This window comes from Corynebacterium sp. MSK047 (assembly GCF_030232285.1).
Lineage (GTDB): Bacteria > Actinomycetota > Actinomycetes > Mycobacteriales > Mycobacteriaceae > Corynebacterium > Corynebacterium jeikeium_D.
In genome coordinates, this window is sequence record NZ_JASPJI010000002.1 from 119,251 (window position 1) to 133,809 (window position 14,559).

At 59.6% G+C, this 14,559-nt stretch carries 12 protein-coding genes and 1 tRNA gene; 11 read left to right on the top strand and 2 right to left on the bottom strand.

The features are described 5' to 3' along the window. Positions 1–361 precede the first annotated feature (361 nt). Positions 362–2,770, top strand: coding sequence for a transglycosylase domain-containing protein (locus tag QP981_RS01310; RefSeq protein WP_070841443.1), 2,409 nt, complete (start codon positions 362–364; stop codon positions 2,768–2,770). A gap of 95 nt (positions 2,771–2,865) precedes the next feature. Here the strand turns inward: QP981_RS01310 and QP981_RS01315 are convergent, their stop codons facing one another. Continuing rightward, positions 2,866–3,327, bottom strand: coding sequence for a GatB/YqeY domain-containing protein (locus QP981_RS01315; RefSeq protein WP_005511696.1), 462 nt, complete (start codon positions 3,325–3,327; stop codon positions 2,866–2,868). Between the two features lie 39 nt (positions 3,328–3,366). Between QP981_RS01315 and QP981_RS01320 the strand changes: the two genes are divergently transcribed. The 10 genes from QP981_RS01320 to QP981_RS01365 all read left to right on the top strand — a co-directional run bounded on the left by QP981_RS01320 (position 3,367) and on the right by QP981_RS01365 (position 12,773). Then, on the top strand, positions 3,367–4,302 hold the full coding sequence (locus tag QP981_RS01320; RefSeq protein WP_284857304.1) for a metallophosphoesterase: 936 nt from the start codon (positions 3,367–3,369) through the stop codon (positions 4,300–4,302). A gap of 171 nt (positions 4,303–4,473) precedes the next feature. After that, a tRNA-Pro gene (locus QP981_RS01325) sits at positions 4,474–4,550 on the top strand. Positions 4,551–5,324: 774 nt separating this feature from the next. Beyond that, entirely contained in the window at positions 5,325–8,231 is a 2,907-nt protein-coding gene (locus QP981_RS01330) for a DUF4040 family protein (RefSeq protein ID WP_502869546.1), read from the top strand. Continuing rightward, positions 8,228–8,710 (top strand): sodium:proton antiporter, encoded by a 483-nt coding sequence (locus tag QP981_RS01335; protein ID WP_049190869.1) that lies wholly within the window; start codon positions 8,228–8,230, stop codon positions 8,708–8,710. Before QP981_RS01330 ends, QP981_RS01335 begins: the two co-directional genes overlap by 4 nt. An 11-nt stretch (positions 8,711–8,721) precedes the next feature. Next, complete coding sequence (locus tag QP981_RS01340) at positions 8,722–10,263, top strand: monovalent cation/H+ antiporter subunit D family protein (RefSeq protein ID WP_284857306.1); 1,542 nt, start codon at positions 8,722–8,724, stop codon at positions 10,261–10,263. After that, on the top strand, positions 10,263–10,745 hold the full coding sequence (locus QP981_RS01345) for a Na+/H+ antiporter subunit E (protein ID WP_016421915.1): 483 nt from the start codon (positions 10,263–10,265) through the stop codon (positions 10,743–10,745). Before QP981_RS01340 ends, QP981_RS01345 begins: the two co-directional genes overlap by 1 nt. Then, positions 10,742–11,032 (top strand): monovalent cation/H+ antiporter complex subunit F, encoded by a 291-nt coding sequence (locus tag QP981_RS01350; protein WP_005511667.1) that lies wholly within the window; start codon positions 10,742–10,744, stop codon positions 11,030–11,032. The genes QP981_RS01345 and QP981_RS01350 overlap by 4 nt, the downstream gene beginning before the upstream one ends. Before the next feature lie 24 nt (positions 11,033–11,056). Next, entirely contained in the window at positions 11,057–11,398 is a 342-nt protein-coding gene (locus QP981_RS01355) for a monovalent cation/H(+) antiporter subunit G (protein ID WP_284857307.1), read from the top strand. A gap of 588 nt (positions 11,399–11,986) precedes the next feature. Then, positions 11,987–12,292, top strand: a complete 306-nt coding sequence (locus QP981_RS01360) for a hypothetical protein (RefSeq protein WP_284857308.1) — start codon at positions 11,987–11,989, stop codon at positions 12,290–12,292. Positions 12,293–12,431: 139 nt separating this feature from the next. Next, entirely contained in the window at positions 12,432–12,773 is a 342-nt protein-coding gene (locus QP981_RS01365) for a hypothetical protein (protein WP_284857309.1), read from the top strand. Positions 12,774–12,954: 181 nt separating this feature from the next. Here the strand turns inward: QP981_RS01365 and QP981_RS01370 are convergent, their stop codons facing one another. After that, positions 12,955–14,484, bottom strand: coding sequence for a catalase (locus QP981_RS01370; protein ID WP_284857310.1), 1,530 nt, complete (start codon positions 14,482–14,484; stop codon positions 12,955–12,957). Between the last annotated feature and the right edge of the window lie 75 nt (positions 14,485–14,559).

Below are 14,559 nucleotides of genomic sequence, written 5' to 3' on the forward strand. Positions count from 1 at the left end.
CTCGTGCCTGCGATTTTCGTTATTTCGAAATAGTTTCAACTAAATAGTGCTGAAATTTTGTTGTAAGTCTATTCACACCACCCAAATAATGTCGATTGGGTCACACTGGGAGGGTGGACGTGGCGCAGCTCTAAATACAACAATGCAGGTGGGGCAACTTTTTCCAACAAAAGCACGGGGGTGATTTGCGTCACTATGAAAATCTTTTTCCGGAAACCACCACACGACGAGTTGCCCGGTATTGTAAGGGCGCTCGTAGCACTCCGCCCCCGCTCGCCAGGCGTTTTTCTGGGCTCGCCGGGCATGCCTCTAGGCGGATTTTCGAAAACTCACTTCGGCTCAATCCGCCCTACCTTGTAGTGTGATTGCTGTGAATAAAGGTTCGACGCTGTTCAAGCTCTCCGTTGCCACTGTGTTGGCTGCGTTGATTGTGGCCAGCGCCCTCTTTCCTCTTGTGGGCGGCTCGGCCTACCTCGTCGCGCGCACGGCTGATGAATTCGCGTCGGCGTCGCGGTCGGTGATTTCTAAGGACGCACCGGGGGTCACCACTATTACGGATCGTAATGATCAGCCAATTGCGTGGCTCTATGATCAGCGGCGGTTTAATGTGCCGTCGGAACGTATCTCGCCAGCTATGAAGGATGCGCTGGTCAGCGTGGAAGATAGGCGCTTTTATGAGCACTCTGGTGTGGACTGGAAGGGTACTGCTCGTGCGGCGGTAAAGAACTTCATGTCCCAGTCGGTGCAGGAAGGCGCCTCCACAATCGAGCAGCAGTTGATTAAGAACCACACGCTGCTGGTGGACGCAGAGTCGGAGTCGGAGCGCCGCGCTGCTACTGCCACGGATTATGGTCGCAAGATCCGCGAGATTCGCATCGCGTTGGATCTGGAAGATGAGCTGACGAAAGACGAGATTCTGACTAAGTACCTGAACTTGGTCCCCTTCGGCAATGGCGCGTTCGGCGTGGAAGCTGCAGCTCAGACATACTTTGGCATTCCCGCGTCCGATCTGAATGTCCCGCAGGCCGCTCTGCTCGCGGGCATGGTTCAGCAGTCCTCCGGGCTCGATCCGTATACAAATCCGGAAGGTGCGCATGCACGGCGTAACGACGTGCTTGCGGCCATGGAATCCACGGGGGCAATTGGCCCGCAGGAGGCTCAGGACGCCAAGGCAGCTGATCTCGGCATCCTTCCGGAGCCTCAGCGCCTGCCGCAGGGCTGTATCGCGGCGGGCGATCGGGGTTTCTTCTGTGATTATGTGGTCTCCTACTTGGAGAACCACGGTATTGAGACCGAGAAGCTCAAGCGCGGTGGCTTCCATGTGAAGACCACACTGGACCCGCGTGTGCAGGACAGCGTGCAGGAGTCTCTGCGTCAGCAGGCGTCACCGACTGCGGATGGCGCAGCCGAGGTTATGAGTTTGCTTGAGCCTGGGGATGACTCCAGGAAGTTGCTCGCGATGGCGTCGTCACGCGTATACGGCCTCGATGCGGAACAAATGCAGACCGTGCAGCCGCAGCCATTTACGCCGGTGGGCAATGGCGCGGGCTCGATTTTTAAGATTTTCGCGGCGACGTCGGCGGTGGAAAAGGGGCTGGGTATTGACACCAACTTCCCGGTGCCGCGTCGTTATGAGGCCTCCGGGCTGGGCACCGGTGGCGCAGAGGGCTGCCCGCCGGGCCTGTACTGCGTGGAGAACGTAGGTAGTTTCCCGCCGTCGATGTCGCTGCGTGAGACGCTCGCACGGTCGCCGAATACTCCTTTTATTCAGATTTCGGAGCTGGTCGGCGTCGATGGCGTGATGGACATGGCGGTACGCCTGGGCATGCGCTCATACACGGAGCCGGGCAGTTTTGATGGTGAGTCCTCGGTGGCGGACTATGTCTCGGAGCATAAGCTCGGCTCGTTCGTGCTGGGTCCGACGCCGGTGAATAACCTTGAGCTGTCCAATGTCGCTGCCACCCTGGCCAGCAATGGCCGCTGGTGCGAGCCCTCTCCAATTGAGTCGATCACGGACTCCAAGGGCAATGCGGTCAAGCTGAATGTGCCACCGTGCGAACAGGCAGTGGAGCCGGGTGTCGCGCACGCGATTGCTAATGCGCTCAGCAATGACGCCACCGATGGCACCGCGAAGGATGCCGCGAAAGAGCTGAATTGGGAAGGTCCAGTCGCGGCTAAGACCGGTACCACCGAGTCGAACCAGTCCGCGGCATTCCTGGGCTTCACCGGCGGCCTGGCCGGATCGGTGTACGCCTACAACGACACCCCGACTGTCACGGAGCTGTGCACGTCGCCGCTGCGCCAGTGCCCGAACGGCAACCTCTTTGGTGGTCGCGAGCCCGCGCGGACATGGTTCGGCGCAGTCGGCCCGGTCATCGAGGACTATGGCGGAAAGAACCTCCCACCACTGGATTCGGACTACGGACTGGGTACCTCTATCACCCAAATGCCGAATGTGGTGGGCATGCAGAAGGCCGAGGCCCGGGAGACCCTTAAGAAGGCCGGCTACAAGGTAGAGGAACGCACAGTCTCCCTCACCGGCGAGTCGCGCGGAATCGTGGTCGGGTTGGATCAGCCGCCGCTACTACTCAAGGGTGGCACCGTCACGATCCGCGTGGCCGATGGCACCCGCCGTCCGACCCCGCCACCAGCGCCGTCGCCGCGGCCGGACTCGACGACGTCCCGGCCGGATCCGCTACCGCAGTTCCCTCGCCCGAACACTCCGCCAGCGCCGAGCTTGCGGGATCTGATTCCGCTGCTGCCGTTCTAGTCCGCTTTAGTTCGCTCTGGGAGGCAGCTCCAACCCGCGCCAAAGAAACAGCTCCAACGCTTATCGCCGAAAAAGGAAAACGGCGAAAGGTCGCGCTAGCCCTGCAGGGCAGCCTTAACGGCCTCGGAAAGCCGCTTGCCATCGACCTGGCCAGCGGCCTTTTCCTTAGCCACCTTCATAACCTGGCCCATAATCTTCATGCTCGGCGCATCATCGCCAGCAACCTCGGCCACGGATTCCGCAACGAGGTTCTTCACGGCGTCGTCGTCAAGCTGTTCCGGCTGGTAGCGGGCGAAAACCTCTGCTTCGGCGAGCTCGGCGTCGGCAAGCTCCTGGCGGCCGTTCTCGGCGTACATCTCAGCGGACTCGCGACGCTTCTTGACCTCCCGCTCAATCACACGCAGCACCTCTTCATCGGTGAGCTCGTGCTTGGAGCCGGAAACCTCCTCGGTCTGGATGGCGGCCTTCAGCATGCGTAGCGCCGCGACGGTTTCCTTGTCGCGGGCCTTCATTGCGGCGGTCATATCGGAGACAATTGTGTTCTTCAGTTCACTCATACGCCCTAGATTACCGCTGTAGTTGATAGTGTCTCTGTCATGACATCGCGCGCTTTTTCCAACCGAATTCTGCGGTCTGCCGCAGCTCTCGCCACGCTCGGCTTGACGACGTTCATCTACGCGAACCAAATCGAATTGCGCGCATTTAAACTCCACCGTGTGCAAGTTCCCGTGCTGGCACCCGGCACGCTCGCCCGGGCGGGAAAGCGCGAGGGTGAGCCTTTCCGGATTCTGCATGTCTCCGACTTCCACATGATCCCCGACCAGAAGCTGAAGCAGAAGTGGGTTGCCAGCCTCGATGCTCTGAACCCTGACCTGGTGATTAATACCGGCGACAACCTGGGCAGTGACAAGGCCGTTCCCAGTGTCCTCGCAGCGCTCGGCCCCCTGCTGAACCGTCCGGGTGCCTTCGTGTTCGGTACGAATGACTACTTCGCGCCACGGCCTGTCAATCCGCTGAAGTACCTGACGGGCAAGAAGCGCAAGCCCTCACGCGTCGAACTGCCGTGGCGCGGCATGCGCGCTGCGTTTATCGAACACGGTTGGCAGGATGCCACCCATGCCCGGCTGGAGTTTGTGGCGGGTGGCGTGAAGGTGGCGCTGTCCGGTGTGGATGACCCTCATCACGAGTTGGAGGACTATTCGCAGATTGCCGGTGCCCCGAATGCGGATGCCGACATCGCTATCGGCCTGTCGCACTCGCCGGAGCCACACGTGTTGGATTCTTTTGCGGAAGACGGCTACGACCTGGTGCTTTCTGGCCACACACACGGTGGCCAGGTGTGCCTGCCCGGCGGGAAGGCCATTGTGACCAACTGCGGTATCGACCGCTCGCGGGCCTCGGGGTTGTCGCGCTGGACCGAGAAGACGTGGCTGCATGTCTCCAATGGCCTTGGCACTTCCCCTTACGCTCCGGTGCGCTTGTTCTGCCGCCCATCCGCGACCTTGATCGAGGTTGTGGAGCGGGATTCGTAGTTCGTAGTCCGTCGGGGTGCAGTTCGTAGTTTGTAAGGGCGCGGCGGAGACCGCGGCTTTTTCCCACAGCCCGTTAAGCAGGCGTTTTGCATTCTGACTCAGCGTCGGGCTAAAGTAAGTCCTCGCAAGCACAGCACTGAGACGTATGTTCCCAGTTCGTGTCTGCGGCCTCGGGGTATGGCGCAGCTTGGTAGCGCGCTTCGTTCGGGACGAAGAGGCCGTGGGTTCAAATCCCGCTACCCCGACCAAGTAGAAACCCTCTCTCACCTGGAGTTATCCGGGCGAGGGAGGGTTTCGTCGTTGGCTGCTGAACCCTACTTTTTGCCGCGGTTCAGGGTTGATAGCCAAAGAGTGCGTCCAGTTCTCAAGGTAGCGACTAGTCAGGCCCCAACTGCGGCAGCACCACAGCCCGGAGTTACGTGGCAAAACTGTCAACCCGAAAACTCCGGGGCTGCAAATGTGAAACTGTGTGAGTTTATGACACTTTCAAGCCATTTTTCGGGCCATTTTTGTCATAAACCTAGTCAGTAACTCGCGTCAATCCAACGCCACCAGTCATAAACGCAGTCAGTAACTAGGATCGACGCGCCGTCCATCACTCGTTCCTATGTATTTTTACTACTGGATTCACAGAGCCTTTCCCCGCTCCCCCAAATGCCCCTTTCACCCCGCGTGAAGCATTTTCGTGGCTGTTAGTCTGTAGAAGTACGAACCTTTTTAACAGCAATGTGAAAGTAGCCCCCAAAGTGACGCACCTGGCAGCAGCTCTGGCATCAGCCAGCTCCTTTACAGCCAGTCCGCCGTCGGCGACCGCACCACCAGACCAGACATTGGCTTCTGAGTTTGCGTCCGGCGGCGTATCGGCAACATTGAATTCTTTAGATTCCGTTCTTTCTGCCCCGGCAACGATTACCGCCCAAGCAAGCAGCTCCGCAGAGCACGCAACAACGCTCGCAGCTCAAACAGTCCAAGCAGTCCAAGCCACCCAAGCAGCCCAAGCTGCCCAAACCTCCACCAACAGCCTGACCCTCCTTTCGGTCCCGCTGTTGGTTGCGGTTGCCCTGGCGCTGACCCCGCTGTTTGTGAAGCTCCTTGGTCGTCACGCAGGCTGGCCCATCGTCGCGTTTTTTCTCGCGTCGGTGGTCCAGCTTTCGCGTGTAACGGGCGATATTCTCGACGGCACCACCTTCACCTGGTCCCGCGTCTGGTCCCCGGAACTGAACGCGGCGTTTGCGCTGAAGCTCGATCCCCTCTCCATGGTGTTCAGCTTCTTGGCGCTGTTGGTGGGCTCGATAGTCTTCATCTACTCCACCGCGTATTTGCCGCCGAAGAAATCCGCGATGAGCTTCTACGTCCTGATGACGGCGTTCATGCTGGCGGTTTTGCTCCTCGTGCTTGCCGACGACATCATGCTCCTCTTCATCGGGTGGGAGCTGGTCTCGATGGCGTCGTTCCTGCTCATTGCGAGGTCGGGCTCGTCGGGCGAGCTGGGCTCGTTGCGCACACTCCTGCTGACCTTCACCGGTGGCCTGCTGCTTCTGGCCGCCCTCGGCGGTGCGGTGTGGCTAACCGGTTCCACGAATCTCACCGAGGTTTTGGCTTCGCCTGAGTGGGAGGCCAACCCGGCAGCGCGCAGCCTCATTGCCGCGCTGGTGGCCCTGGGCGCTTTCACGAAGGCAGCTCAGTTCCCCTTCCACGCCTGGCTTCCAGAGGCCATGGCGGCGGCAACTCCCGTCTCGGCTTTCTTGCACGCTGCGGCCGTCGTCAAGGCAGGCGTTTACCTGCTGATGCGTTTTTCCACGGTCTTCGCGGACGTGCGCGTGTGGCAGTTGCTGCTGATCGTCATGGGTATGTGGACGGCTGTTGCCACGGCCTACTTTGCGCTGCAGCAGACTGACCTGAAGAAGCTGATTGCGTACTCGACGGTCTCGCAGTTGGGTTGGATTGTCGCCACGATTGGTGTGGGCACGAAGTTCGCGATTATGGCTGCGGTTGTGCACACCATTGCGCACGCGATGTTTAAGTCTTCGCTGTTCATGATGGCTGGTGTGGTTGATCACCAGGCAGGCACGCGCGATATTCGTCGCCTCGGTCCGCTGTGGAAGCAGATGCCGTGGAGCTTTGGCTCGATGATTTTCGGTGCGGCATCGATGGCGGCAATTCCGCCGTTCTTCGGCTTCATGTCGAAGGAAGGCATGCTGACCGCATTCGAAGGTGCGCCGCTCAGCAACACCGGTGTCGTCATTCTGCTGACGGTGGCGGCGATTGGTGCGATTGGTACTTTCGCGTACTCGGCACGTTTGGTGTTCGGTGCGTTTGTGGATGGTCCGCGCAACGTGGACCACATCACTGAGGCTCCAATTTCGCTGTGGCTCCCGGCTGCCATCCCTGGCGTGCTTAGCCTTCCAGCCGCCTTCGCTGCCGGTGCGATTCTTAACCGCCCGCTGGACCGCGTGGCCGATACGGTCGGTCAGCTTCCGGCTGGCACGACTCAGGAATCGCACTTGAGCCTGTGGCACGGCGTGAATGTGCCGCTGATTATCTCTGTGATTGTGCTGGCTGTCGGCGTGGGCTTCATCTTCACTCGTGCCCGCGTAGGCGCCGTCATGGCAGACCGCAAGCTCTTCCCGTTCACTGGTGTGGAGGCAATCAACGCGTCGCTGAGCGTCTCGCAGCGTGTGGGGCGCGCGATGGGCAAGGTGGCGCGTTCGCATCAGCCATCGCGTCACCTGTTGCCGCTGCTTGGTTTGCTCGCGGTGTACGCCCTGGTTATTGCGATCGCTCCGGGTGTCGGGGGCGCTCCGGTGCTGCCGAAGATCGACGGCATCGATCACCTGACCGATCTGATTCCGCTGGTTGTTGTCGTGATTGGTGTGTGGGCCACGCTTCGGGCGAAGAACCGTTTGCAGGCGGCTGTGCTGCTCGGCGTCACCGGTGTTGGTGTCACGCTGCAGATTCTCCTGCTGGGCGCACCGGATGTGGCATTGACGCAGTTCATGGTGGAAATCCTGACTGTCGTGCTGATGATGCTGGTGCTGCGCTTCCAGCCGCGTGCGTTCTCTGAGACCTCGAAGAACCGCCGTGCCTCGGCGGCGGTTGTGGCAGTTGCCGTGGGCTTGGCTACGTTCGGCGCGGTGTGGTTCCTCACTGGCCGTCGTCAGATGCCTGAGGTCGCGCAGTGGTACATCGACAACACTGAGAAGGTCACGGGCGAAACCAACATTGTCAACGTGATCCTGGTTGAGTTCCGTGCTTTCGATACGATGGGGGAGCTGGCGGTTCTCGGTATGGCGGGTGTCGCGATGGCGGCGGTTGTCACGTCGATGCCTCGTTTCCCGCACCTGCTCGATCAGCCTTCCCCGCTTGCGGAGCCCGCTCTGAACTCCATCATGATGCGTTGGCTGGTCCGCTGGTTGGCTCCGCTTCTGTTCGCCCTGTCCGCTGTGGTTCTCTACCGCGGCGGTACCGCTCCGGGCGGCGGCTTCAACGCGGCGCTGATTGGTGCCGCTGCCGTCATGCTGATTTACCTGTCCAAGGACCGCGACGAGCTGGTCTTCGGCAAGAAGATCCCGGTGGCACTCAGTGCTGCGGGTGTCATCACGGCTATCGGCACGGGCTTCGTCGGATTCGCCAAGGGGTCGTTCTTGGCACCGCTGTACGGCGAGTTCCTGGGTCAGCACCTCACCACGGCATTGCTTTTCGACGTCGGCGTGTACCTGGCCGTCATCGGCATTGTGGCAACCGCGCTGAATCTCCTGGGCGGCCCGAACCGTCCTGGTGTGACCGGGTCGGACGATGTGATGCAGGATCTCTACTCAGACCGCTCGAGCTTGCGGGTGCCGCCGGAGATGGGCGTGTTCGCCTCAGAAGCGGAGAGCGCCTCCGCCCCCGCCCCAGCTAATGCCACCGTTGAGGAGGCTAAGAAGTGATTATCGCCATCATGGCTGCCGTCCTCGCAGGCGGTGGCACGTACCTGGTGCTACAACGCGGCATGCTGCGCACCATCATCGGTATGACTCTGATTTCCCATGCCGCCAACCTGATTATTTTGTCCACGGGTGTCGGCGCCTGGCGTGGCGAGCCGCTGCTGGGCAACGAGGCTACTGCGGGCGCTGGCGCTGCCGAGCAGATGGCTGACCCGCTGCCGCAGGCATTCGTGCTGACGGCCATCGTGATTACCATGGCCGTCACCGCGTTCATGCTGGCACTGTCTGGTTTGGGCCGCGATGACGACACTCGTATCCATGAGGACCGCGAGGCCATGCGACAGCTGTCGACCGCTGGCCGTCGTACAGGTAAGCACATTCCGGCTGACTCGGACTCCACGGTCACCGGCACCCCAGGGGTCTCTCCGGCTCCGAATAAGTTCCCGCGCGAGACCCCATTCGGCGGTGACGAGAAATGGTAGAAGCCTCTGCAATGTCTCCTTCAACTCTGTCTTCGCTACTGCCGCTGTTTGCGGCACTGCCGCTGATTCTGTCGGCGGTCGCAGCCATCCTGCCGAAGCTGTGGATGCGCGCGACGATGGGCATCGCCGTTCCGGCACTGTCGTCGCTGGCTGCGTTTTGGATGATGTTCTACGTCGCTGAAAACGGCCCGGTCGGCCACGGTGTGGGCGCGTTCCCCGGTGGTATCTCGATTCCTTTCTTGGCGGACACGTTCTCCATGCTGATGCTGGGTGTGGCCGCAGCTGTGGTTGCCATCGGTAACTGGTTCGCCCACGTCGCGGGTGAAAACACTTCGCGGTTCTTCCCCTCCCTGACACTGATGATGCTGTCCGGTATGTCGGGTGCTTTCCTGACTGCCGACCTGTTCAACTTCTTCGTGTTCATGGAGGTCATGCTGCTGCCCTCCTACGGCCTAATTGCGGTCACCGGTACCTGGCACCGCCTGGCTGCTGGTCGTAGCTTCGTGCTGGTCAACCTCTTGACCTCCACGGTGCTGCTGATTGGTGTCGCGCTGATTTACGGCTCGGCGGGCAATGTGAACATCGCAATGCTGGCGGACATGGCCAGTGAGGGCGGCCCTGGCGGCACGGGTGTGGTCGCACTCGGCATTGTCATCATTGCGCTGTGCGTGAAGGCTGGTTTGGTTCCGGCGCACACATGGCTGCCGAGGACGTACCCGTCGACAAGCCCTGCGGTGATGGCACTGTTCTCTGCGGTGCATACGAAGGTTGCGGTGTACATGCTCTTCCGCATTTACGTCGTGATTGTGGGCATGAATCCCTCCTGGCACTGGCCGATCATTATCATCATGGCGATCTCGATGCTGGTCGGCGCGTTTGCTGGGCTTGCGGAGAACACCATGCGTGAGGTGCTGGCCTACCAGATGGTCACGGGTATGCCGTTCATTCTGATTGTGCTGGCGTTCACGGACGCTAACGACGGGGGCGGCGCCAAGGCTGCCCTGGCTGCGGGTATTTTCTACGCAATCCACCACATGGTGACTGTCGGCGCCCTCATTCTGGGCTCCGGCGCGGTGGAAGAGACCTACGGTACGGGTACGCTCTCTAGGCTTTCGGGGCTTGCTCGCCGCGACCAGGCGGTTGCCTGGGTGATGGCGGCAATGAGTTTCTCCATTGTGGGCTTCCCACCGTTTTCCGGCGTGTGGGGCAAGGTGGGCATTGTCTTTGCCTCTGCCGCTACTGGCGATGCCCGCTCGATTGTTGCGATTACCGCAATCATCGTTGCCTCACTGGGCTCGCTGCTGGCCATGATTCGCCTGTGGCGCGCGGTCTTCTGGGGCCGACCCATGCAGGGCGTGGATGATTCGGTTCGTGTTCCGGGAACGCTGGTTGCGCCGTCCGCCATGCTGGCAATTGTTTCTGTGGCCATGTTCGTCGCGGTCGGCGCCGTCACTTGGGCGACCACCGGCGCGGCCGATGCGCTGCTGAATATTGATGGCTACCGCGAGGCGACTCTCGGCGGAGTTGAAAACGCCATCGGAGGTATTTACTGATGAAGTTTCTGCATGTTATCCGCTATTCCCTATGGCTGGTCTGGCAGGTTGTTGTGGCTGCGACGGACGTGGTGCTCGATACTCTGCGCCCGAACCAGAAGCAGCAGCCGGTGCTCATTGGACTGCCGCTGCGTGTGAAGTCTGACCTTGAGGTCACTCTCTTTGCTGAGTCCATCACCATGACCCCGGGCACGCTGGTCTGCGGCGTCCGTGAAACCGATGCGGGACGGTTGTTTATCATCCACGCGATCTTCGGTGCCGACCTGGACGCGCTGTACGACTCCCTCTACGACATGGAGGAGCACCTCGTCCCCCGCCTCCGCGATGTCCCCCGCCCGAAGGCGTTCGTCTTCGAGGAATACAACGCAGACCAGTTCATTGACCCGGATGCCGTCGTCGGTGTTGCCGCTGAGGTCGACCATGGTCTGCCACTGCCGGATGGCATTGCCTCCAATGGCGAAGACAAAGGAGCACGCTCATGAATGACACATTGATCGATCCCACCGCAGTACAGGTAATTAGCGGCATTGGCATTGCTCTGTGTTCAGTGGCGCTGCTTGTGGGCGTGGTGCTGATCTTCCGGGTCAAGGGCAATGTCTCACGCGCAGTGCTTTCCGACGCCGCCTTCTACCCCATGGTGGGAGTGTTCCTCACAACTGCCATGCTGCGGACTACGGCCATTACTTTCGATATTGCAATGCTGGCGGGCTTGCTTGGCATTTTGTCGACCGTGGGCCTGGCCCGAGTTATTTCCCGTGGCCGCCGCTAAGACCGATTAAGGACGAATCGCACTATGAGTATCGCTTCAATCCTTGTAACTATCTTGTTTGCCATGCTGGTCATTGGTGGATCTTTGTACCTGCTTCTGGCGGGTGTGGCCATGTGGCGCTCTAAAGATGCCCTGAGCCGGTTGAACCAGCTTTCGGCCGGAATCATGGTGGGCATCCCCGCGCTGGTGATTGCCAACTTGGTCTTAGAGGCCGACCAGGGCGATCTGACGTGGGGCAAAACCCTCACGGCCATTCTGGCCATTGTTGCTGTTCTGGTCGTCGCTACCGTCGCCTCCGAAGTACTTGGACGCGCGGTGCTGGGTGCCCGTGACGGCTCCGCTGAGGACTACGTCCCGGAGCGGTAGCTAGCGGCGCGGGAAACGTCCTGAACACACCGTTAGCGGCCAGTTTCACAGCGACCCCTCAGCGCGCTCCGACACCCCCTTTAGGCCACCCGGCCTACCCAAAAGGGGGTATATTTCCCCACACTTTTGGCCTCCCACAATGTGATGTACCTCTCATGGGCTATGGCCCGCTCGTTAACCCCGTTTATGCCCCTAAATTGAGCGGCAGTTTTTGCCATTTACTAATGTTTGGTTACCCTTACTTAGGGAACCCTTAATCATCATTTTTGATGAATTTGCCGTTTGCCTGCACCTTTGTGACACCAAGAACAAAACAATCAATGCAATCCCGGTAAATTTTAAGAAAACAACGCTTTTGTCATCCGATATTCAGGCAGAGGCCGGAGTCGTCACAGACACCACCAAACCGCCCTCTTTCCAATATTTTTAGGCGAATTTGAGCGAGCTTTGAGGGACGCAACCGACCGGAAGCGGATCGAGGCACTTATTTTTTCATTGCAGCCCCTTGCCCCATCGGTTAACTTAATTTCTGTGAGTTCGCCAAGAGCGACTCAAAATCTTTACCCCCGAGAACCTAAGGATTTTCTCATGTCCTGCTCCGCAGAAGATATCGCAACCATCCTCGAAGCCCTTCCGGCCGTCACCGTCGAGAGCCCGCTGCCGGCTTTCGAGCAGCTGGCTGGCAACGACGTCAACTTCGCTAACGTCGGTGGCGACCTGAACCTGCCGTTCGGTAACGACTTCCTGGACATCTCCGTCACCGACGACAACTCCACCCACGAGTCCACCACCGTCTCCGACTTCCTGAACCCGGAGACCACTGTCGACAAGTCCGATCAGCGTAAGTTCGAATTCCTGAACCCGCAGATTTCTGGCATCGGATCCAAAGGCTAAGCTCCCGGGCTTCATGGCAGGACAATAACTCTGCCAATCCTTGACACAATAAACCGCGAGTCTCTAATAAAGACTGCGGTTTATTGTTCAGTTAAAACCGATATTTTTCATTTCTTTACTGTCTAAAGGAACACCAAAAATGGACGTCACTCCTATCGTTGAGGTTCTGGAAGCAATGCCTTCCGGCCCGACCGTCAACGTCACCTTCGAGATTAACCCGACCATCGATGGTGATTTGACCCTCCTAGAAACCGGTGACTGGAACGCTCCGTTCGGCCGCGACTTCATGGACATCGGCATCACGAACGATCGGTCCACCCACAATGACAACTCCGCTAGCGGCGACGCTGTCAAGACTGACAGCGTTGCTGGGGCTGTCGAAAAGGGCAAAGAAGCTGCCGAGGCCGAGTCCGCCGAAGAGGCTGACGAGACTGCAGCTGCTCCAAAGTCGCTTTTCAGCCTGCCGGGCATCGGAGCCTAAAACAGCTCACACTTAGGGTTGTTCCTTAGCCGCCCAAACCGGGTCGGCGTGCAGGCAACCACCAAGCCCGTGGCTGTCATGCACAGACAGAATTATTAAATAAAGCGTTAGCCCTGCAGCTGGTCAAACCATCTGCAGGGCTAACGCTTTTCTATCTACTTTGAGCTACTGCGCGGCTGCTTTACTTCGTTGCCTTGAAGCGCTTTTCCACCTCGGCACCGAGCCAGGAATCAACGTTGGTCCAGTACTGGTAGACACGCTGCTCCACCTCTGGGGAAACACCCTGCATGGCGCCGACGATGTTGTTTGCCAAACGATCACGCTCGGCATCGTCCATCACGTTGCGGACAAGGTCGCCTGCCTGCGAGAAGTCATCATCCTCAGGGTGCTGCACGTAGGCGCCAGCGTAGAACTCTTCGCCCACGCTCTCCCACTGACCAAAGGCACCAGCATCAACCTGGCCAGCGTGACCGGAGTGCACTGGGCAGCCAGCGGCCTTGGCCGCAGCCGCAGTATCGGCCTCCGGGCCGCGTCCAGCGGCGTTGGAGCCATGAACCGGCAGGTTCGGGTCCGCGTAGTGGTAGGTGCCGTAGCCATCCTGCGAGAAGGAATTCACTGGGCAGCGCGGCTGGTTCACCGGCAGCTGGTCATGGTTGACACCAAGACGGTAGCGGTGCGCATCAGCGTAGGAGAACACACGCGCCAGCAGCATCTTATCCGGGGAGAAGCCGACACCCGGCACGGTATTCGACGGCGCGAATGCGGCCTGCTCAATCTCGGCGAAGAAGTTGCCCGGATTGCGGTTCAGGGTGAAGTGACCGACCGGAATCAGCGGGTAGTCCTTCTGCGACCAGGTCTTGGTCAGGTCGAACGGGTTCACCTTGTAGCCGGCAGCCTCGTCGTAAGGCATAATCTGCACCTTGACGTCCCAGGTTGGGTAGTCGCCGCGCTCAATTGCCTCGAAGAGATCCTGGCGAGCGTGATCCGTGTTTTCGCCTACCAGCTCAGCGGCCTCATCATCCGTCAGGAAGTCCCAGCCCTGGCGAGTCTTAAAGTGGTACTTAACCCAGAAACGCTCACCTTCAGCGTTAATCCACTGGTAGGTGTGGGAACCGAAGCCGTCCATATGACGGAAGTCCTTCGGGATACCACGGTCACCCATCAAGTAGGTGACCTGGTGAGCGGACTCCGGAGAGGCAGTCCAGAAATCCCACTGCATATTGGCATCGCGCAGGCCCGTATCAGGCAGGCGCTTCTGAGAGTGGATAAAGTCCGGGAACTTAATGCCATCGCGGATAAAGAACACTGGAGTGTTGTTGCCCACGATGTCGAGGTTGCCCTCTTCGGTATAGAACTTCAGCGAAAAGCCACGCACGTCACGCCAACCATCCGGGGAGCCCTGCTCACCAGCGACAGTGGAGAATCGCGCCAGCATCGGAGTGACAGTGTTCGGCTGGAAGACGGCAGCCTTGGTGTACTTGGAGACATCCTCGGTGACGGTCAGCTCACCGAAAGCACCTGCGCCCTTAGCGTGAACAACGCGCTCCGGAATGCGCTCACGGTTGAAGTGCGCGAGCTTTTCCAGTAGGTGGACATCGTGGAGGTTAATACCTCCCTGTGGACCGTTGGTTAGCGAGTGCTGCTCTGTAGGAACCGGCGCACCGTTGAGACGAGTGGTCGGACCATTGGAGCCTTCATAGAGATTCGACATGGGGCGTTTCCTCCTAAAGACAAGGGCTAGATAACAGTCACAACATGCCCTGACGTTCTCCACCCTACACGAAGT

What these genes read in the sequence shown, in the direction of transcription:
- QP981_RS01315 (WP_005511696.1), bottom strand. Translation starts at nt 3,327, where the DNA reads ATGAGTGAACTGAAGAACACAATTGTCTCCGATATGACCGCCGCAATG.
- QP981_RS01320 (WP_284857304.1), top strand. Translation starts at nt 3,367, where the DNA reads ATGACATCGCGCGCTTTTTCCAACCGAATTCTGCGGTCTGCCGCAGCT.
- QP981_RS01340 (WP_284857306.1), top strand. Translation starts at nt 8,722, where the DNA reads ATGTCTCCTTCAACTCTGTCTTCGCTACTGCCGCTGTTTGCGGCACTG.
- QP981_RS01345 (WP_016421915.1), top strand. Translation starts at nt 10,263, where the DNA reads ATGAAGTTTCTGCATGTTATCCGCTATTCCCTATGGCTGGTCTGGCAG.
- QP981_RS01350 (WP_005511667.1), top strand. Translation starts at nt 10,742, where the DNA reads ATGAATGACACATTGATCGATCCCACCGCAGTACAGGTAATTAGCGGC.
- QP981_RS01355 (WP_284857307.1), top strand. Translation starts at nt 11,057, where the DNA reads ATGAGTATCGCTTCAATCCTTGTAACTATCTTGTTTGCCATGCTGGTC.
- QP981_RS01360 (WP_284857308.1), top strand. Translation starts at nt 11,987, where the DNA reads ATGTCCTGCTCCGCAGAAGATATCGCAACCATCCTCGAAGCCCTTCCG.
- QP981_RS01365 (WP_284857309.1), top strand. Translation starts at nt 12,432, where the DNA reads ATGGACGTCACTCCTATCGTTGAGGTTCTGGAAGCAATGCCTTCCGGC.
- QP981_RS01370 (WP_284857310.1), bottom strand. Translation starts at nt 14,484, where the DNA reads ATGTCGAATCTCTATGAAGGCTCCAATGGTCCGACCACTCGTCTCAAC.